The 19,020-nt window shown below is 44.1% G+C and carries 19 protein-coding genes; 16 read left to right on the top strand and 3 right to left on the bottom strand.

The features are described from left to right. Positions 1–41: 41 nt before the first annotated feature. Entirely contained in the window at positions 42–857 is an 816-nt protein-coding gene (locus GVN20_RS20695) for a 3'-5' exonuclease (protein WP_166560181.1), read from the bottom strand. 316 nt (positions 858–1,173) lie between these two features. Between GVN20_RS20695 and GVN20_RS20685 the strand changes: the two genes are divergently transcribed. The 7 genes from GVN20_RS20685 to GVN20_RS20655 all read left to right on the top strand — a co-directional run bounded on the left by GVN20_RS20685 (position 1,174) and on the right by GVN20_RS20655 (position 7,020). Then, entirely contained in the window at positions 1,174–1,875 is a 702-nt protein-coding gene (locus GVN20_RS20685; RefSeq protein WP_166560180.1) for an ATP-binding cassette domain-containing protein, read from the top strand. Between the two features lie 5 nt (positions 1,876–1,880). Next, positions 1,881–2,696, top strand: coding sequence for a hypothetical protein (locus GVN20_RS20680; RefSeq protein WP_166560179.1), 816 nt, complete (start codon positions 1,881–1,883; stop codon positions 2,694–2,696). Positions 2,697–2,701: 5 nt separating this feature from the next. Continuing rightward, a complete protein-coding gene (locus tag GVN20_RS20675) occupies positions 2,702–3,511 on the top strand; it encodes a hypothetical protein (protein ID WP_166560178.1) in 810 nt (269 codons plus the stop codon). Positions 3,512–3,516: 5 nt separating this feature from the next. Beyond that, complete coding sequence (locus tag GVN20_RS20670) at positions 3,517–3,879, top strand: GntR family transcriptional regulator (RefSeq protein WP_166560177.1); 363 nt, start codon at positions 3,517–3,519, stop codon at positions 3,877–3,879. 17 nt (positions 3,880–3,896) lie between these two features. Further along, positions 3,897–4,553, top strand: coding sequence for a hypothetical protein (locus GVN20_RS20665; protein WP_166560176.1), 657 nt, complete (start codon positions 3,897–3,899; stop codon positions 4,551–4,553). 23 nt (positions 4,554–4,576) lie between these two features. Next, positions 4,577–5,248, top strand: a complete 672-nt coding sequence (locus tag GVN20_RS20660; protein ID WP_166560175.1) for a hypothetical protein — start codon at positions 4,577–4,579, stop codon at positions 5,246–5,248. Positions 5,249–5,376: 128 nt separating this feature from the next. Beyond that, positions 5,377–7,020 (top strand): GMC family oxidoreductase, encoded by a 1,644-nt coding sequence (locus GVN20_RS20655; protein WP_166560174.1) that lies wholly within the window; start codon positions 5,377–5,379, stop codon positions 7,018–7,020. 113 nt (positions 7,021–7,133) lie between these two features. Here the strand turns inward: GVN20_RS20655 and GVN20_RS20650 are convergent, their stop codons facing one another. Next, a complete protein-coding gene (locus GVN20_RS20650) occupies positions 7,134–8,288 on the bottom strand; it encodes a 2-isopropylmalate synthase (RefSeq protein WP_166560173.1) in 1,155 nt (384 codons plus the stop codon). 414 nt (positions 8,289–8,702) lie between these two features. Here GVN20_RS20650 and GVN20_RS20645 point away from each other — a divergent pair, with 414 nt between their 5' ends. From GVN20_RS20645 to GVN20_RS20620, 6 genes are all read left to right on the top strand, one after another. After that, on the top strand, positions 8,703–9,548 hold the full coding sequence (locus tag GVN20_RS20645; protein ID WP_166560257.1) for a glycerophosphodiester phosphodiesterase family protein: 846 nt from the start codon (positions 8,703–8,705) through the stop codon (positions 9,546–9,548). Between the two features lie 111 nt (positions 9,549–9,659). Further along, positions 9,660–11,156, top strand: a complete 1,497-nt coding sequence (locus GVN20_RS20640; protein WP_206023336.1) for a GH3 auxin-responsive promoter family protein — start codon at positions 9,660–9,662, stop codon at positions 11,154–11,156. A gap of 241 nt (positions 11,157–11,397) precedes the next feature. Continuing rightward, the gene (locus GVN20_RS20635) at positions 11,398–11,979 is read left to right on the top strand and encodes a LemA family protein (protein WP_114069078.1); all 582 of its coding nucleotides are present in this window, start codon (positions 11,398–11,400) and stop codon (positions 11,977–11,979) included. A 73-nt stretch (positions 11,980–12,052) separates the two neighbouring features. Next, entirely contained in the window at positions 12,053–12,487 is a 435-nt protein-coding gene (locus GVN20_RS20630; RefSeq protein ID WP_166560171.1) for a TPM domain-containing protein, read from the top strand. 72 nt (positions 12,488–12,559) lie between these two features. Continuing rightward, complete coding sequence (locus GVN20_RS20625; RefSeq protein WP_166560170.1) at positions 12,560–13,318, top strand: YgcG family protein; 759 nt, start codon at positions 12,560–12,562, stop codon at positions 13,316–13,318. A 140-nt stretch (positions 13,319–13,458) separates the two neighbouring features. Then, complete coding sequence (locus tag GVN20_RS20620) at positions 13,459–13,884, top strand: NUDIX hydrolase (RefSeq protein ID WP_166560169.1); 426 nt, start codon at positions 13,459–13,461, stop codon at positions 13,882–13,884. Here the strand turns inward: GVN20_RS20620 and GVN20_RS20615 are convergent. Beyond that, positions 13,866–15,245 carry a sodium:solute symporter family protein gene (locus GVN20_RS20615; RefSeq protein ID WP_166560168.1) on the bottom strand — a complete coding sequence of 460 codons (1,380 nt, stop codon included), beginning with the start codon at positions 15,243–15,245 and terminating at the stop codon, positions 13,866–13,868. The two genes, GVN20_RS20620 and GVN20_RS20615, sit on opposite strands and share 19 nt — an antisense overlap. A 128-nt stretch (positions 15,246–15,373) precedes the next feature. Between GVN20_RS20615 and GVN20_RS20610 the strand changes: the two genes are divergently transcribed. The 3 genes from GVN20_RS20610 to GVN20_RS20600 all read left to right on the top strand — a co-directional run bounded on the left by GVN20_RS20610 (position 15,374) and on the right by GVN20_RS20600 (position 18,993). Further along, a complete protein-coding gene (locus GVN20_RS20610) occupies positions 15,374–16,105 on the top strand; it encodes an esterase family protein (RefSeq protein WP_166560167.1) in 732 nt (243 codons plus the stop codon). 111 nt (positions 16,106–16,216) lie between these two features. Next, complete coding sequence (locus tag GVN20_RS20605) at positions 16,217–17,959, top strand: gliding motility-associated C-terminal domain-containing protein (protein ID WP_166560166.1); 1,743 nt, start codon at positions 16,217–16,219, stop codon at positions 17,957–17,959. Next, the gene (locus tag GVN20_RS20600) at positions 17,956–18,993 is read left to right on the top strand and encodes an acyltransferase (protein ID WP_166560165.1); all 1,038 of its coding nucleotides are present in this window, start codon (positions 17,956–17,958) and stop codon (positions 18,991–18,993) included. Before GVN20_RS20605 ends, GVN20_RS20600 begins: the two co-directional genes overlap by 4 nt. Positions 18,994–19,020 lie beyond the last annotated feature (27 nt).

The following is a 19,020-nucleotide window of genomic DNA, read 5'->3' as shown; positions in this document are numbered from 1 at the left end:
TAAGTTGCCTACCGTTTTTTTTACTGCTTACTGCCAACTGTTTACTTTTTTCCAAAAGCCATGCGCATTTTGATTTCTGTAAGTTTGCGCTTGGTATCCAACGGAAAATCGCTTTTCATCATCCAATCATAATAAGCGGGTTCTTGCGTAAGCACGTCCACCACGCGTTTACCGCTGTGTTTTCCGAAATTGATAATCTCTTCTCCTTTGGCATTAAAGGCCATTCGGTTGGCAAAATCTACGATTTTTGACGCCGTCAGATTGTGGAGGGCTTCCATATCGTTCTGAATCGGCTCATATAATTCACCGTTTTCATTCTTAATCTTAACGCCTTCGTAGCGGGCGACTTGTGCGCACAGTACCTCAAAAGTGGCCATGGTATCTGCATAAGCGCTGTGGGCGTTTTGCAAATCTTTGTTACAATAAAATTTATAGGCAGCCGCCAGATTGCGCGGCTCCATCATGTGAAAAATCCGTTGGGCATCCACGAGTTTTCGGTTCTTGATGTCAAAGTCTACGTCGGCCCGCAGAAATTCCTCCACCAGCATAGGCACATCAAAACGGTTGGAGTTGAACCCAGCCAAATCGCAACCTGTCAGAAATTGTGCCAGCGTTTTGGCAAAGTTCTTGAACGTAGGGCAATCCTTTACATCTTCATCATAAATGCCATGAATCAGACTAGATTCAATCGGAATCGGGATGCCCGGGTTCACGCGAAAGGTCTTGCTTTCTATCTCACCGTTGAGCAAGGCTTTGACCACGCTGATTTCTACAATGCGGTCTTTTTGGATGTTGATACCGGTGGTTTCTAAGTCGAAAACCGCCAGAGGCTTTTTGAGTTTGAGGTTGTGTGCCATTCAAGAATTGGAATTGAACCGCAAAATTAGCATTTATTCCACTGGAATGCCCTCTTTTTCTGAGTAAGACGGAATATTGAACGTAATTCCGTCAAAGATTTCAATGTCTTTGTGTTCATAAATGACCTTGACTACAATCATCCTTTATCCATTAACCACTGAAAAACGGAGGAGTACAGAGTAAGTAAATTGCCTCCGTGTCTCTCCCTTTCTCAGTAGTTAAAAAAATGTTGCCTCAAAACTTGGTTTTTATTTTTCTTTCTCTCACTTTTGTAGTGTACTATTTGTCTAGTGCACTAATAAAAACAATATAGCCATGATACAATTCAATCATGTTCATTTTGGATACGGGTCTCAAAAGTTGTTTACTGAGCTCTCATTGAACCTCGAAGCGGGGCATATTTATGGGCTTTTGGGCGAGAACGGCGCTGGCAAAACCACGCTTTTAAAAATGATTGCGGGTCTGGTTTTTCCTAAAGGCGGGACGGTAGTTACGCTTGGCCACGAGCCGCGCAAACGGCAGCCTTCGCTGATGCATCAGTTGTATTTTGTGGCCGAAGATGCGTTTGTGCCCGACACTACAGCCCGCCGGTTGGCGGATACCTACGGGGTATTCTATCCCTTGTTTAACGATGCACAGTTTTTTAATTATCTCCAACAATTTGGGGTGAATCCTGATCAAAAACTGGAAAAAGTATCTTTTGGGCAACGAAAAAAAGCCCTCATCAGCTTTGCCTTGGCTACCAATGTGCCGGTGCTGTTGATGGACGAGCCCACCAATGGCCTAGACATCCCGTCAAAAAGCACCTTTCGGAAGTTGGTGGCTGGGGCGGCTTCCGATGAGCGCTGTATCATTATTTCTACACATCAAGTACGCGATTTAGAAAGTTTGATTGATACGGTATTGGTATTGCACAATGGTAAAATTAAGTACCGAGAAGACCTCAATGTACTCGCTGAAGAGAGTACTTCTCAGCCTGATTTAGAAGCATTGTTTCAGGATATAATTCAAAAATAACAGCCATGAACAACACATTTGACAGTCGTCGTTTTGGGTGGTATGCCCGCAAAGAATTTCGTGAAAATTGGAAAGCGTATGCGTTGGGTTTAGTAGCAGTGTTGGCTGTACTTTGGTATTTTATTTATCAGGAATGGGGGTATTTGCACAGCCCCTTTTTTGACAAAGGCGATTATAAAGTAAATATATTTCGTTCTTTGGCAATCATGATTGGGTTGATGACTTGGGTTGCAGGGAGTTATACGTTAAAAGCCTTTTCTGAGCAAAAGCGGGCGTTTGCGACTTTGACATTACCCGTTTCTTCCTTTGAGCAATTATTATATGCGTGGATAATGACTGTCCCCTTTTCGATAGGTGCTTGTTATGTTCTTTGGAAAATTGCTTGGTCAATGGCATTGCCTTATTTTCTGAAGGATACCCCAGGCCTGGCGTTTGAAAAGGATTCTGTGTTTTTGGTCACAAATCCCTACTTTTCAGTTTTCTATTTTGGTGGTTCAGCGGCCTTTATGTGGGGTGCAGTTAGCCTTGGGCGGTTAAATTTTTTGAAAACATTGGGCATTTTAATTGGTATCATCCTTTTGATATTTGAGTGGGGGCAAGGCATGTTTTTTAAAGCCATTTTTCCCAATGCTTACGGGTTTCGCACCTCTGGCCCAGTCCCTTGGGTAAGACCTATCTTAACGATAGAGTCGACGAAAGGTGTTTTTGCCTATGATATTCATTCTTCCTTTGAAGGTATACATCAAGTTTGGTGGGTGTTGTGTGTGCCCTTATTGCTTTACATTATTACCTTCCTGAAAATCAAAGAAAAAGAAGTTTAACAGCCATGAACAACACATTTAACATTCGTCGTTTTGGGTGGTATGCCCGCGTAGAATTCCGTGAAAATTGGAAAGCGTATGCGCTTTTTCCGCTTATTATTTTAGTTATACAATTGGGGGCTATTTATCAGTTATGTGGGCCTTTACGTGATTACGCTTACTATAAACAACTCACAGGATATATGTTGCGTCCATATCCGTCGCTCTTATTTTCGGCGGGTATAACACTTTGGTTAGTAGGTAGTTTTAGCTTTCGATACCTTGCTACTCCTCAGAAATCTTTGTTTGCACTTACCTTGCCTGTTTCCGCATTTGAGCGTTTTTGCTTTGCATGGATTATTACCGTCCCTGTCAGCTTATTGTTGGTGTATTTATTTTGGCATTTCAGTTGGGGAATAGCGACTCCGATTATCAAAGTGATATATCCAAAAGCATTTGTGGAATACAATAAATATTACGGCGTAGGTATTTATAGCTCGGTTTTTATTTTTGTTTATACCGCCGCTTTTATGCTTGGGGCAGTGGTTTTCGGACGATTTAGTTTACTTAAAACCTTGAGTTTCGTACTTGGAATAAGCGTGGTATTGTATTTTATAAAACTCAATTTACTACAGATACTTATTCCCGATACAACGAAAATGTTTTTTTCACCAGCTCCGTATTGGGGTACATTTTTAAATATTGAGACTGCTTCTGGGTTATATCTTTCGCCCCGGTCCACGATGCAACTTCCGTATTTTGTTTGGTGGGTATACTGTTTGCCGATGGTCTTGTGGGTAATTACGTTTTTGAAACTCAAAGAAAAAGAAATTTAAGTATCATGAATTTTCATAATCAAACTGCCATCTATTTGCAAATCGCCGAGTACATAGGTGAGCAAATACTGGTGCAAAACTGGAAGCCTGATGATAAAGTGCCTTCAATCAGGGAGTTGGCGGTGCAGTTGGAGGTAAACCCCAATACTGTTCAGCGTACCTACGATTTTCTACAAACCCGTGAAGTGATTCATACGAAGCGTGGCCTTGGTTACTTCGTTACGCCAGCCGCCGAACAGAACTATTTGGATTGGCGACGAGAGACTTTTATTCAAAACGAATTGCCGATTTTTTTCAAGCAGATGCGCTTGCTCAGAATGGATTTTGACGAACTCGAAAAACGATACGAAGCTCTTTTGGCACCGTAATATAAAATGCTGAAAACATGAAACTTTCCAACGGAATTCTCATCACTGCCCTCGTCGTTACGATTCTTTTACAGGTATTGCTTGCCTTTGGGTATGGTGAAGCGTATAAACTTGAATTGCTGAATCAATCTCGTATTCAGCCTTTTGGAGCTAATTTTGCCAACAATTTTTTTACAACAATTGTGACAGACAGAGTTGAATTTACGCTCCAAAACCACCCAACGCAGCAGGGATACAAAGTACGGTACAGCGACGAGGATGATATGAAGCTCATTGAATTCAGAGCGCAGAATGACACACTCTATATCACCAATCTGAAACGGACGATGAATGTTTCGTTTGACTTGTATTTTGTAAAAACCCCCAATATTATTTGCCGAAACAGTTCTGTAGTCATGAAGTCTGTTAGTGCTGATACGTTAGATATAATGATTCGATCGCTAAGCTTTCTTTTTATGGAAGGATGCAACATACAGCAGCTTAAAGCAGAAGCACGTAACAAGTCTAGCCTTATGATCAAAGCTAGGTCAACGATCAGGAATCTGGACCTAACGTTGAAAGATGAAGCAACGCTTTATGAAGAAGAATCCCAGATTAACAATGTCAACTACGGCGAAATTGGCGATAAAACACATGTCAGCTTTAACGCAAGACCCTATAAATTGCGGAAATAAAAATTTACTTCACCTATTTTATCATGAAATTATCTAATATTCTGTTTGCAATTTTTTGCGCTGGTACATTGGCTGTGCAGGTACTGGTCAACTTGGGTTTCAAAAAAGGCTACGAAGAACACCTTTTGTTTGTGAAAAATCAGGTATTTCCCATCAACGATTTTCCTCTTGAAAACATCAAAGTTGTCATTGCCAAAGGGGTTCGTTTTACGTTGTATCTCACCAAAAATCAGCAAGGGTTCAAACAGGATGTTCGGCCTGAGGGGATTACTTTTAAGGCCCAAGGGGATACACTTTTTATTTCTTCAAAAGACGGGAAACACCATGAGCGAAACTACTTTGAAACCTACTTTCACAGGGTTCCAAACCTTATTCTTTTGAATGCCAATGCAAATATTATTGCCAATTCTGAGGAAGAGCTAAACACCCGTATTGAAAAAAACAGTCAACTTTTGGTAGAGCAAAGCAGTTTTAGAAAAATCAATGCCGAAGTGAAAGATAAATCTACGCTGAGTTTTAAGGCTGATGCAACGGTAGATTTATTGGAAGTGAAACTGACCGACAGCGCTGTTTTACGGGATAATAATGCCAAAATAACCCAGATTGTCCCAACTTATATTTCTAATAAAGCATCCTTGTCTTTTTCTGGAAAAGCGCTAAGAGCTCTACATTCTTTGCCGTCCAACGCCTTTTGATTCACGCAAAGGCGCAGGGGCGCAAAGAACCAACCTGTACGGCCTTCTCCCCTTAGTGCCTTTGTGTGATTACTATATAATTTGCCGAAAAAATAGTACATTTCCTGCAAAATAAACCATTGACGGAAATGACCTTCGATTACATCATCATCGGTGCGGGCTCGGCGGGATGCGTGCTGGCCAATCGCCTTTCCGAAGACCCCGACAATCACGTATTGTTGCTGGAAGCGGGCGGCCCCGACAAAAAAATGGAAATTCATATTCCAGCCGCTTACTCCAAACTCAACCGCACGAACGTGGATTGGGGTTTTGAAACCGAGCCACAGCCGCAAGTGTTGAACCGTAAGATGTACCTTCCAAGGGGCAAAACGCTGGGAGGGAGCAGTTCAACCAATGCCATGGCCTACGTACGCGGCAACCGTGCTGATTATGATGAATGGGCTGCGCTGGGCAACCAAGGTTGGGACTATGACTCGGTGTTGCCTTATTTTAAAAAGTCAGAACACAACGAACAAATTGATAATCAATATCATGGCAAAGGTGGTCTGCTCAATGTGACTTATGCGCAGGTTTTTCGTACGCCCGTAGCCGATGCGTTTGTGAAAGCCTGTGTTGAAAAAGGTATTCCTGAAAATCATGATTGCAATGGGGCCGAACAAACAGGGGCGGGGTTGCTTCAGTTTACCATCAAAGAGCAAAAACGATGCAGTACCGCAGTGGCGTTTCTGCGGCCCATTTTGCACCGTCCTAACCTCAAAATCATTACGCAAGCGCACACCCAACGGATTTTGATTGAAAATGACCGCGCAGTAGGGGTCGAATTTTTGACTGCCAAAAACACAACCGAAAAAGCCTATGCCGACAAAGAGGTTATTCTCTCGGCAGGGGCTTTTCAGTCGCCGCAACTGTTGATGCTTTCTGGAATAGGCGAAAGCGAAGCCTTGAAGCGCCACAGGATTGAGGTGAAAAAGAACATGCCGGGTGTGGGCAAAAACCTTCAGGATCATTTGTTTACGGGCGTAAGTGCGCTTTCGACCGTACCGACCGCCAACGATGCCCTCAAGCCCCTAAACCAAATCAAAGGTTTAATCAACTATTTGTTGTTTAAAAAAGGGCCGTTGACCATCAGCCCACTTGAAGCGGCTGCATTTATGAAAATCAATGAGGGCACCGACCCTGTCGACCTACAACTTCATTTTGCCCCCGTCCATTTTGGTAATGATGGAAAAGCGGATTTTTATAACCCTGATACGTTTCCGCACGTAAGCGGTTATACGGTATTGCCAACGCTTTTAAAACCCAAAAGTATAGGATACGTAGGGCTGCGTTCGGCCAATCCCCTTGATGCACCGCTCATTGATCCACGTTTTTTGACCGCAGAAGAGGACTTGCATACGCTGTTGAAAGGAACCAAAAAAGCGTTAGAAATCATGGAGGCCACGGCCTTTGCGGGGTGTCGGAAGGAAATAATTCTGCCGCTTCATCGTAGTTCAGATGATGAATTGATATTACACATCAAAACCGTTTTGGAAACAGTATACCATCCCGTCGGTACCTGTAAAATGGGCACGGACGAAATGGCCGTGGTAGACCCTCAGTTGCGGGTCAAAGGAATTGAAGGGCTTCGCGTGGCTGATGCGTCTATTATGCCACGCATCATTGCGGGAAATACCAACGCGACTTGCATCATGATTGGGGAAAAAGCCGCCGATATGATTTTGGGAACAAATGCCGTAAAAGGACGAACAATTATTGGTGAATTAAGGGATTAATTATTGAGACTTTAGTCAATTCGTTGTTTGCAATACTCCTAAACAACAAAACCGCAAAGTTCTTTTGCGGTTTTGTTGTTTAATATTTTACATTTTTCGGTTTAGAATGAAGGCTATGCCACGACAGCTTCGCGGGCCAATTCAACCAAATCTTTATCGTTTACTTCTTTTTTGATGTCTGCCACGTCAAGGAACCGCTTGTAAAGTTCGTCCAATACGGGTTTCTCAAATACAAACCCCAACAACTCCAGACGGTGCTTAAGTGCGTGACGTCCGCTTCGGGCGGTCAGAACGATCATGGACTTGTCGACACCCACATCGGTGGGGCTCATGATTTCGTAGTTGAGTGTATGTTTCAGAAAACCATCCTGGTGAATACCCGACGAGTGGGCAAAGGCGTTACGACCTACAATGGCTTTATTGGCCTGTACGGGCATACGCATCATTTTGGAGACCAATTGGCTTGTTGGGTAGAGTAATTCGGCATTGATGCCTGTGTCGTAACCCAATTCTTTGTGTACTCTAAGCGCCATGACTACTTCTTCCAATGAGGTATTTCCGGCGCGCTCTCCAATGCCGTTCATGGTAACTTCTACCTGACGGGCACCGTTCATCACACCCGCCAAGGTATTGGCGGTGGCCAAGCCGAGGTCGTTATGGCAGTGAATAGAGATCGTTGCCTGATGGGCGTTGGAAGCGTGTTCAAAAATATACTTGATACGCTCGCCGTATTGGTGCGGCAAACAATAACCCGTCGTATCGGGTATATTGACCACCGTTGCCCCTGCTTTGATGACCGATTCTACCAGATGGGCCAAAAACGCCAAGTCGGCCCGACCGGCATCTTCGCAGTAAAATTCTACATCCTCTGCGTAGCTTTTGGCGAGCTTCACAGCACCTATTGCCTGCTCAACGATCTTTTCGCGCGTGCTGTTGAATTTATGTTGAATGTGAATATCCGACGAGCCGAGTCCGGTGTGGATACGTTTGTACTTTGCGTAGGCGAGTGCTTCCCCCGCGGCGTCAATATCACCTTTTACTGCGCGGGATAAGGCACAAATAACGGGTCCGCGAACGGCCTTTGAAATTTCTACGACTGAGCGAAAATCGCCGGGGCTCGAAATCGGAAAACCCGCTTCGATTACGTCAACACCCAGCTTTTCGAGTTCCTTGGCGACAACAATCTTTTCATCGGTGGTCAATTGGCAACCCGGCACTTGCTCGCCGTCGCGCAATGTAGTGTCGAAAATTTGAACTCTCTGGCTCATTGTTAGTAAAGAGGGATTGATTATTGAGTTGTACTTTTTGGGTTAAACTTCGCCAAAATTAATCTAATTTCATAAAAAACCCTTTCTCGGAGGAGAAAGGGTTTGTATTTCACAAAATATCCCCTTCTCACACCGTTTTGGTGAGTGGAAGTCGGTTGAGTGAAATAATATATTTTATGGTCATTTTGTGTTGCGAATTTTCGCTGAACGCGTATTTCTTCTACAAAAGTAGCGGAATAATTTTTTCATCCAAAAAGTTTTTCAAAAAATATCCACATGATTTGTGGAAAAAAAATACCCTGAAGTGCTGTTTTACTTTTCGATAGATTTATGATAAATAATTAGCTTTGCAGAGCACATGAAAAAAATCAGATGAAAAATCATTTTTTGGGAATCCTTTATTTTGTGTTATGTATGCAAACTTCTTTTGCCCAAACAGCTGATTTTAATTGGCAAGGCCACCGTGGTAGCCGGGGACTGATGCCCGAAAATACCATCCCTGCGTTTTTGAAAGCCCTTGATTTAAAGGTGAATACGCTTGAGTTAGACGTTGTTGTCTCCAAAGACCGCCAAGTAGTAGTCTCGCATGATCCGTACTTTCACCCCGATTTTTCTATTGACCCCTACGGAAAGCCCGTCCCAAGAGGGGAGAAAATAAATCTGTACGAGCTGAGTTATGATGAAATAAAACGGTACGACGTGGGAAGCAACGGCAACCCGAATTTTCCGAAACAAACAAAGCTGAAAGTGTACAAGCCACTCCTGCGCGAGATGATCGAGGCCGTTGAAACCTACCGAATCAAAAATAACCTGCCGCCGTTTTGGTATAATATTGAAATCAAAAGTGAAGAAAAAGAATATGATAAATCGCAGCCTCAACCAGCCGTTTTTTCGGATTTAGTGTACCACGAAATCAGTAAATTGTTGCCTGCTGACCGAGTGATTTTGCAAAGTTTTGATTTCAATGTATTGAAGCATTGGAAGAAACAAATTGACGCGGGCGTTTATCAAAAAGTGACTTTGGCCGCTTTGGTGAGCAATTTGAGGGGAATTGAAAAAAATTTGGAGGATTTGGGCTTTACGCCCGATGTATACAGTCCTTATTTTCAATTATTAAGCAAGGAAAAAGTACAACAACTTCATGCGCTTGGCATGAAAGTAATTCCCTGGACCGTGAATACAGCCGAAGAAATGAAGCGGATAAAAGCCATGGGAGTGGATGGAATCATTACGGATTATCCTGACCGGATTCCAAACTGACAAACGGGATATATTTGGGGATGAAGTGATTCATTCAGTTCTTTTCTTTATGTTTGACACAACAAATCAGATTGTTACGTGCCACTTCTGAACGATATACTCCTTTTTTTTATGAAACGCCGTGCCGAACGCATCGAGCATTTCAAAGCACATCCTATTGAAGTCCAACATCAGGTTTTTCATGAACTGATTGAAGCCGCGCGTTATACCGACTGGGGAATTAAATACCGTTATGATAGTATTCAAAACATCAAACAGTACCAGGAACGTGTTCCGATTTCGACGTATGAGGATTTTTATCCGTCTATCGAGCGTGTATTGCGTGGCGAGCAGAACGTGCTTTGGCCGTCGGATGTAGAGTGGTTTTCCAAATCATCGGGCACGACCAATTCACGGAGTAAATATTTGCCAATTACGCCAGAGTCGTTGGAAGACTGCCACTACCGAGGAGGCAAAGATGTGATGACACTCTATGCCCAAAATCGCCCCAATTCCCTCGTATTTGAGGGAAAGGGACTTTCTATCGGGGGGAGCTTACACGCAAATCCGTTCCACGAAGAAGCCGGTATGGTGGGGGATGTGTCGGCGGTGATTATGCGCAATTTGCCCACTTGGGCCGAGTACCTGCGTACACCGCCTATTGAAGTGGCCTTGATGGATAAATGGGAGGAAAAACTGGTAAAAATGGCCGACCTCTGTGCGCAAGAAAACGTAACCAGTATATTGGGCGTTCCTACTTGGACCATTGTGCTGCTGGACCGTATTATGGAAGAGCGGGGCGCAAAAAACATGTTAGAGGTGTGGCCCAATTTTGAGGTTTTTATCCACGGAGCAGTGGCCTTTCAGCCGTATCGCGAGTTGTTTATGAAGAAATATTTCCCGAGCGACAAGGTGACGTATATGGAAACCTACAACGCGTCGGAAGGTTTTTTTGCGCTTCAGGATGACTTGGCTCACCCTGGAGAAATGCTGCTGATGCTTGATTACGGGATTTTTTATGAATTTGTACCCGTAGAAGAATGGGATAAACCCCATCCGCGTGCTTTTACCCTCGAAGAAGTAGAATTGGATAAAAATTATGCTCTGATTATCTCTACCAACAGCGGGCTGTGGCGGTACCAGATTGGCGACACCATTAAATTTACCTCCAAAAGCCCGTTCAGAATCAAAATAAGCGGTCGTACCAAGCATTTTATCAATGCCTTTGGAGAAGAACTCATCATCGAAAATGCGGATTCGGCCATCACGTATGCTTGTGAGCAAACAGGGGCCGTTATCAATGATTATACCGCTGGTCCTGTTTATATGAACGACGGCACGAAAGGGCGCCACGAGTGGATTATCGAATTCAGTCGGATGCCTTCCGACTGGGAGGGCTTTTGTGCATTGCTAGATTCCCGCCTTCGCGAATCAAATTCGGATTATGATGCCAAACGCTATATGGATTTGGCGTTATTGACACCTTTGGTTCACAGCGTACCTTCGGGGACGTTCTATCAATGGATGGGAAAACGTGGCAAATTGGGTGGTCAAAACAAAGTGCCGCGCCTGAGCAATTCCCGCGAATACCTCGAAGGGATTCTGGAAATGATTTATGAAACCAAGTAGCGGCGGGACATCAGTTCAACCGAAAAATGTAAAACCGAGAAACTGTAAAATATAAAACGTAGGGGCGGGGCCGCAGCGGCGGGCCGCTTGCTTCTGTTGAATATGGAAACAAAAATTCGTCCAGTACAGAAACAAAAAAAGGCATAGTTGAAACGAAAAATAACCGCTTATGTAAATGTTTCAACAAAACGCTTAGATTTGGACAAACTTTGCATCCGTTAACTAAAATGTAAACATTACCATGTCAAAAACCACAATAATTGTCGTCGTTGTTATTCTTCTTTTTGGTGCATACGGTTGTAGTACCTACAATGGCCTCGTGGGTAAGGATGAAACCGTCAACAGTGCCTGGGCCAAAGTTCAGACGCAATATCAACGTCGTGCTGATTTGATTCCTAACTTGGTCAATACCGTAAAAGGAGCCGCAGATTTTGAAAAAAGTACCCTTTCTGCCGTTATGGAAGCCCGCTCAAAGGCTACTTCCATTAACTTGACGGCTGATCAGCTTACGCCCGAAAATATTCAGAAATTTCAGGCCGCTCAAGACCAATTGAGTGGAACGCTGTCGCGCCTTTTGGCCGTTTCCGAAAACTATCCCAATCTGAAAGCAAATCAAAACTTTCTGGATTTGCAGGCGCAGTTGGAAGGCACCGAAAATCGCATCAGCATAGCCCGTAATGATTTTAATGATGTAGTGAAAGAATACAACCAATCGGTGCGTACTTTCCCCGCTGCGTTGTTTGCAGGCATGTTTGGATTCCAGCAAAAAGGCTATTTTGAGGCATCTCAGTCCTCGCAGACAGCCCCAACGGTAAAATTCTAACTGGTAGGGAGTAATGAGTATTAAGTATATTTTTTCTACTTAATACTCATTACTATTTACTCAATACTTAATCATGCAAAACCTCCCTTTTTCCAAAACTGACCAAGAGCGAATTGTCGCGGCTATCCGTAATGCTGAAATGGCAACTTCGGGAGAAGTACGTGTTCATATTGAGCAATCTTGTCCCGAAACCGACGTGATGGAACGGGCTAAGCAGGTGTTTGCGCAATTGGGAATGCATAAAACGGCGTTGAAAAACGGCGTTTTGTTCTATCTAGCTTTTGGCGACCGCAAATTTGCCGTACTGGGAGATAAAGAAATTGACAAACGGGTTCCTGCAGGATTTTGGGATGCTATCCGCGACCAAATGCGTGCCCATTTTGTAAAAGAGGCTTTTTCGGAAGGGCTCAGTGCTGGAATAGAACAAGCGGGGCAACAACTTAAAAAGTACTTTCCTCGCCAGGATAACGACACCAATGAGCTTTCAGATGATATTTCTTTTGGATAAACTTCAAGGTATGTTTTGAATTAAGAAATGATTAAATCCCTAACCCTTAGCTCCATAACGTTAATTACCCCAATGCGTCAACTCCTTTTTATTCTATATTTTTCGTTTTTAACCGTCGGTCTTTGGGCACAGGATATTCCTGAACCCATGTCGCCGAAGCGATTGGTCAATGATTATGTGGGTATGCTCAACGGGACCGAGCTTAATACCCTTGAACAAAAACTTCGGACTTACAATGACTCAACTTCTACCCAAATTACGGTGGTGGTAGTGAAAACGACGGGCGATTATCCCGCTGGCGATTATGCTTTTGAATTGGGCCGCCGCTGGGGGGTAGGACAAAAGGACAAAGACAATGGAATAGTGCTGCTATGGGCTACGCAAGACCGCAAGATTTTTATTGCTACGGGCCGGGGCATAGAGGGGGCTATTCCAGACGTGATTGCCAAACGAATCATTCGGGAAGTAATTACGCCTGAATTTAAGGCTGAAATGTACTATCGCGGCCTAGACCGTGGTACTGATGAAATTATTAAATACGCTACTGGTGAGTTCAAAGCCGACCCCTCTGACGGCGAAGATGGATTTCCGTTGGGGGTGATTATCTTCTTGATTATCGTTTTTGTCATTATCATCATTATCTTCTCTCGTTCCAATCGCGGCGGTGGTGGAATGGGTAACCGTGGCGGCGGCTGGATTCCATACACAACTTACTCTGGCTGGGGAAGCTCCTCCGGAAATTGGGGTGGTGGTAGCAGTGGCGGCGGTAGCAGCTTTGGCGGATTTGGCGGCGGTGATTTCGGCGGCGGTGGTGCTGGCGGAGATTATTAATCCATTGAATGGAAAAATAGGCGCGAAATTTGATAGATATTCGGAAAAACACTAAAATTGAGCAGTGAGGTAAAAATTAAATTTACCGTCAAAAAGCTGTTTTTCTTACGTTCCTTTTTTCTTTTTGGGTGCCAAACTATATGAAAGTACGTCCTTCTGCTTTGATTATTGAGAACAACCACGTTTTATTATTGCGCTACAATTACAGTGGACACGATGTTTTTGCGTTACCTGGCGGAAATCCCGACCCAGGCGAAACGCTGACGCAAGCCGTTGAAAGAGAGCTGAGTGAAGAACTTGGTATTGAAACCGAAATCGAAGAAATGCTCATGGCGGGAGAAGTGTTGCTATCACCCGTTAAAGAAGATGTGCTTCATTGTATTTTTAGGGCCCAAATAGTAGGAGGAATTCCCATCCTTAATCCTGCCCAAACAACAGCCCTTGAAGTAGTGTGGCAACCCGTTGCTGCTTTGGCTCAGCTTAATCTTTATCCTAACGTTGGTTCTTACATCGCTTCCATGACGGGCGGATACGTTGGAAAAATAGATCAGTCTTTTTTCGGATAAGCGTACGAACCCCCAACCATCCCGACCAAACTGGCCGATATTCCGTAGAGCAGGGCAGGAAAAGTAGTGTGCCACACAAATTCACACACAATCCAAACGCTCAATCCCAGAATCATTGAAGCCAAACTTCCAACAGCGCTGGCTCGTTTCCAGTGCAATCCAAACGTCAGCGGTACAAAGAGCGAAACCAAGCTGAAAGCGGAGGATTCACTCACCAATTCGAAAATATCCTGCCTTGATTGGGCCATCCAAATGCACGCAAGTGTCACCAAAATTACGCCGATTCGCATCGTGGTCAGGAGCTGTCGGTCGTTAAGTTTGGGAAAGTAGGGTTTGACGATATTTTCTCCCAATACCGCCGCGGGGGCTAGAATGGCCCCGCTGCTTGTGCTCAACAAGGCTGAAATCAACGCTCCAAAAAACAAAATCTGTATCCAAAGGGGAGTATGTTTTAACACCATATTGGGAATAATCAATGCGGTGTTTTCCTGCATAAGTTCAGGATACAGCGTTTTGGCCGCCAACGCAATAAATAGCGGTAACAAGGCTACCGTCAGGTACATACATCCTGCCAATATCGAAGATTTTACAGCCGTATCGGCATCTTTAGAGGCCATTACACGTTGAAAAATATCCTGCTGTGGAATGGAGCCAAGGCCGATGGTAATCCAAGCCGCCAAGTATTCGGCGTAGCTTTGAAATGTTACTTCTTTGGGCGTAAACCGAAAAAAATCGGCTGGTTGTTGGCTCGTTACGGGCGAGATTCCACCCGTTTTGGTAAATAGAATAACAGCCAAAATAATAAGCCCTATAATGAGAATGATGTTGTGTAAAAAATCCGTGATTGATACCGACCACATTCCACCCATAAAGGTATAAACCATGACCAAGAGTGCTCCCACCCAAATACCAGTGCTCAAAGGCAAACCAAAAATAACCTGACCTACGATGCCCATTGCCACAAACTGGGCGGCAATCCAGCCAAAATACGAAGGGATAATCATGACGGCCGATACAAACTCGGAAGTGCGCCCAAAACGCACCAGAAAGAAATCACAAAAGGTGATGATGTTCCAGCGATAAAATGTTCGGGCAAAGAAAACACCGACCAACACTAAACACAACGCTGCCCCAAACGGCTCTTCCATAACGGCCAGAAAACCTCCTTCCAAAAATTCTGAAGGGGCGCCCATCATGGTTTCGGAACCAAACCACGTGGCAAATGTGACCATTGTTGCCATCACCAAGGGGAGCTTACGGCCTGCCAGTACAAAGTCTTCGGTGGTATGAATGCGGCGAGAAGCCCATACGCCTACTGCTATATTGAGGGATAGATAAAGACAAATAGCAAAAATGAGCATGTAAAGAATGGGTTTGGAGGTTGCCAAAAATAAAGGGTTTTACGAACTTTGGCAAAGTTCATTTATACATTACGCTTTTCGATCAACCCTTTCTCGTAATTAGTTCTTCAATTAATCAAAAAAACAATATGCATCGCGAATTAGACGGTTGGCACAGTCCAGCACTTAATAAACACATGGAAATTGCCACTTACGGGCATTATGGGTTTGCGCTTTTGATGATTCCTACGGCGGCATCAGATTACCTTGAATACGAGCGATGTCGGCTCATCGATAGCATTGGTAAGTCTATCAATGAAGGAAAAGTGAAGGTGTTTTCGGTCAATAGCATCAATACCGAAAGCTGGATGAACCCGCACATGAATGGCCGTGATAAAGGCATTCGTCACCAACAATTCAACGAATACATTTACAATGAAGTAATTCCGTACATCAAAAGTAAAGTTGGGCCTGATACTCCCATTATTGCGGCGGGGGCATCTTTTGGAGCCCTTCATTCGGCCAATCTTTATTTTCGTCGGCCCGACCTCCTCAATGGGGTGATTGCGATGAGTGGTTGTTATGACCTGACCGCCTATACCAAAGGGCATTACGACGACAATGTGTATTTTAATTCACCAGTACATTATTTACGCAATCTCAAAGACGAGGCGTATCTGTCTAAATACCGCTCTGAAGGGCATATTCATATCGTAACGGGCTCGGGGAGTTATGAGGACCCAGATTCTTCGCGTTATTTGTCCGACATTCTTCATTCAAAAGGCGTCAATCATGAATTGGATGTGTGGGGGCAGGATATTCCGCACGATTGGCCTTCGTGGCAAAAAATGCTGCCATACTATTTAGAAACAAGATTTTGAGCTAACTTTAGGCAGTGAAAACTCTCACCCGCCGCGTTCCTTAAAATAAATGCAACATCCCGATTTCATCGTGCGTAATTTATTCTACTCTGATAAACTCTATAGCATCTAATGAAAAGGGCATTGATATTGATTAGTCTTTTGGTTTTTATCAAAGCCCGGATGCTGGGGCAGCAAGTAGACTGCGGCAACATCGGTTTTGAGTCAGGGACTACCTTGGGGTGGGAATTGACCAACGGCGTTGTACGGATTTCAAACGCAAAACTCGCCTATCAAAACGAAACGACGGGTTCGATAAACGCAAGACACTATATTACAAGCATCAGCGACGGATTTGACCCTAAGATTACCAACGAAAAAATTCCGATGGTGGCTCCGGGAAGTATGCATTCTATTCGTATTGGCACCAACTATTCTATGGGTGGCGGCTCGTTTGACCGTATCAAAACGTCTTTTCTCGTCACCCCCGAAAATACGCTTTTTCAATATCAGTTTGCACTTGTGCTGCAAAATGATAATCGACACGTTGACGCCCAAAAATCAGGATTTGACATTAATATCACTGATAGTAACGGTGAGCCTCTTTCTTGTAATTCTTTTGGGGTTCAGTTGCAAAACGCAGGTACAAGCGAAGGATTCAAAACCCAAGGCGACATTGAATATAAAAACTGGACCACGGGAGCCATTGATTTGCGCAATTATATAGGGCGAATCATTAAGATTGAAGTAACCGCCCACGGCTGCACGGGTAGGGAGCATTTTGGGTATGCGTATTTTGATGCCCAATGTGTAAAATCAGAGGTAAAAGTAAACACGCTTTGCCCTGATGCACAGGGATACATGACATTGAACGCGCCCGATGGATTTGGGAGCTATCTCTGGAGTAACGGCGAAAAGACGGCGAATGCGCGCGTAAAAGCCAATTTGGGAGAAGTGTATACGGTCAAAATTTCCCCGTTGGATAAACTGGACGAAAGCTGCCAATTGCAACTGGATTACAAGATAAAATACTACAAAGCCGATACCTCCATCTCGCGAACGATTTGTGAGGGGGAAGAAGTCAAAGTAGATGGTGAAAGCTTTAAAACGACGGGTATTCACGTAAAAAAAATTCTACGGACCAACGTATGCGATAGCACCGTGCGGCTGAATCTGACGGTGATTCCTGCGGCTAATCATACCCAAACCGTGGCCATTTGCCTTGGGCAAAGCCTAAGAGTTGGGGATTCGGTATACACAAAACCAGGTACGTATCTGACGGCGGTGGCGCGGCCTTCAGGCTGCGACAGCATGGTAACTACCCGTTTGATTGTTGAAGAAATGCAGGTTCAAATCATAGGAAATTCGTCTATTACCCAAGGCGACAGCACACGGCTCGAGGTACAGGTAGAGCCGGTAGGCGCATTCAGTGTGCAGTGGAGTCCGCCGTTGGGGCTTGCGTGTGCTAGTTGCCCTTCCACTTGGGTACATCCTTTGAAATCAACTCAATATACGGTGGCGATCAAGAACGCAAGCCAGGCGTGTCAGCAATCCGAAAAAGTTAATGTATTTGTCTTACCCTGTAATATTTACATTCCCGATATTTTTTCACCTAACAATGACCAACAAAACGATGTCTTTTACGTGTATGGTAACTCTTGCGTTAAACAAATAAAAGAAATGGCGATTTATAACCGTTGGGGTGAAATCGTTTTTCGGAATGAAAATTTTACCTTTGCCGACCCCAAGCAGGGGTGGGATGGACGTTATTTAGGTGAAATTGCGGAAGGGGGAGTTTACGTTTATAAAATCGCCGTTGCCTTCACAAACGGTGAAACCAGCCACTATACAGGCTCAGTTTTGTTGGTGCGATGACCTCTTCCTCCGTTCCTTCTCTTACAGGTTTACGCGCTTTTGCGGCTTTGTTGGTTTATATTCATCACTATAATCCGTTTCCTGAATCCTCTTTTTTATATCAATTGGCGCGTGAAGGTTACGTGGGTGTGACGGTATTTTTTGTACTCAGTGGTTTTCTAATTACGTGGAATTACGTCGACAAGCTAAGCGCTACTGCCCAACGACAACGCTTTTATCTTCTGCGTTTTGCTCGAATTATGCCCCTTTACTGGCTGTTATTGACGGGGCTTTATGGGCTTCAGTGGTTTACAAAAGGAAATGAAACGGCTTCTTTTTTTGCGCAATTTTCTAATTTTTTATTTCTTAAAGGGCTGATTTCATCGTTGGTTTTTAGCGGTATTCCCCAAAGTTGGTCGTTGAGCGTTGAACTATGTTTTTACCTCCTTGCGCCGTGGTGGATTTCTCTGGTGGCTAGGCGTCGGTGGTTGGTATTGGCTTTGTTGTATTCTTCCTTTATTTTGGGGCTGTTTGTGTTGTACAAAAATCACCTGTCGTTTGGGAGTTTCTATACAATTTTTGGTCGTTTCTTTGAATTTGGCGTTGGGATTTATGCGGCGCTGTGGCTACGAAAAAATCAGAGCCCACCAGTCTTTCGGTTCAAAACCATCATAGCGGTTGGGGGAGTAATTGGGGTGGTAATCGGCTACGTCTTAGCGGTTTATTATGGGCAATTCTCGGTTTTTTATACCGAGTGGCTTCTCTATAATCTTTTGCTACCAGGTGTTCTTGGTTTTGGGTTAGTTGGGCTTTCTACCGAAAAAACCTTCATTAACCGCGTATTATCCTATTCATTTACTCAGACTTTGGGTAAATCCTCTTACGCATTTTATCTGATTCATATTGGGCCTGTCGCAGTAGTGCTACAACGTTATGTTTCCAACAACGGCTTGTTGTTGTTGATTTTGCTGTGGATTGTGGCGTATGGACTGTACCGATGGGTAGAAAGGCCTTTATACTTCTTGATTATTGACGCAAAAGCGCAGAGAAGCTAAACTTTGCTCCTTAGCGCCTTTGCGTGA

Origin of the sequence: Runella sp. CRIBMP, from assembly GCF_009905605.1 — a bacterium.
Taxonomy (GTDB): Bacteria; Bacteroidota; Bacteroidia; order Cytophagales; family Spirosomataceae; genus Runella.
The sequence above is the reverse complement of the archived record's forward strand: the minus strand, read 5'-3'. Positions and strand labels throughout refer to the sequence as shown.

Bases quoted from the DNA above. Each gene is read 5' to 3' on its own strand.
- GVN20_RS20695 (WP_166560181.1), bottom strand. From the start codon at position 857: ATGGCACACAACCTCAAACTCAAAAAGCCTCTGGCGGTTTTCGACTTA.
- GVN20_RS20685 (WP_166560180.1), top strand. From the start codon at position 1,174: ATGATACAATTCAATCATGTTCATTTTGGATACGGGTCTCAAAAGTTG.
- GVN20_RS20680 (WP_166560179.1), top strand. From the start codon at position 1,881: ATGAACAACACATTTGACAGTCGTCGTTTTGGGTGGTATGCCCGCAAA.
- GVN20_RS20675 (WP_166560178.1), top strand. From the start codon at position 2,702: ATGAACAACACATTTAACATTCGTCGTTTTGGGTGGTATGCCCGCGTA.
- GVN20_RS20670 (WP_166560177.1), top strand. From the start codon at position 3,517: ATGAATTTTCATAATCAAACTGCCATCTATTTGCAAATCGCCGAGTAC.
- GVN20_RS20665 (WP_166560176.1), top strand. From the start codon at position 3,897: ATGAAACTTTCCAACGGAATTCTCATCACTGCCCTCGTCGTTACGATT.
- GVN20_RS20660 (WP_166560175.1), top strand. From the start codon at position 4,577: ATGAAATTATCTAATATTCTGTTTGCAATTTTTTGCGCTGGTACATTG.
- GVN20_RS20655 (WP_166560174.1), top strand. From the start codon at position 5,377: ATGACCTTCGATTACATCATCATCGGTGCGGGCTCGGCGGGATGCGTG.
- GVN20_RS20650 (WP_166560173.1), bottom strand. From the start codon at position 8,288: ATGAGCCAGAGAGTTCAAATTTTCGACACTACATTGCGCGACGGCGAG.
- GVN20_RS20645 (WP_166560257.1), top strand. From the start codon at position 8,703: ATGCAAACTTCTTTTGCCCAAACAGCTGATTTTAATTGGCAAGGCCAC.
- GVN20_RS20640 (WP_206023336.1), top strand. From the start codon at position 9,660: ATGAAACGCCGTGCCGAACGCATCGAGCATTTCAAAGCACATCCTATT.
- GVN20_RS20635 (WP_114069078.1), top strand. From the start codon at position 11,398: ATGTCAAAAACCACAATAATTGTCGTCGTTGTTATTCTTCTTTTTGGT.
- GVN20_RS20630 (WP_166560171.1), top strand. From the start codon at position 12,053: ATGCAAAACCTCCCTTTTTCCAAAACTGACCAAGAGCGAATTGTCGCG.
- GVN20_RS20625 (WP_166560170.1), top strand. From the start codon at position 12,560: ATGCGTCAACTCCTTTTTATTCTATATTTTTCGTTTTTAACCGTCGGT.
- GVN20_RS20620 (WP_166560169.1), top strand. From the start codon at position 13,459: ATGAAAGTACGTCCTTCTGCTTTGATTATTGAGAACAACCACGTTTTA.
- GVN20_RS20615 (WP_166560168.1), bottom strand. From the start codon at position 15,245: ATGCTCATTTTTGCTATTTGTCTTTATCTATCCCTCAATATAGCAGTA.
- GVN20_RS20610 (WP_166560167.1), top strand. From the start codon at position 15,374: ATGCATCGCGAATTAGACGGTTGGCACAGTCCAGCACTTAATAAACAC.
- GVN20_RS20605 (WP_166560166.1), top strand. From the start codon at position 16,217: ATGAAAAGGGCATTGATATTGATTAGTCTTTTGGTTTTTATCAAAGCC.
- GVN20_RS20600 (WP_166560165.1), top strand. From the start codon at position 17,956: ATGACCTCTTCCTCCGTTCCTTCTCTTACAGGTTTACGCGCTTTTGCG.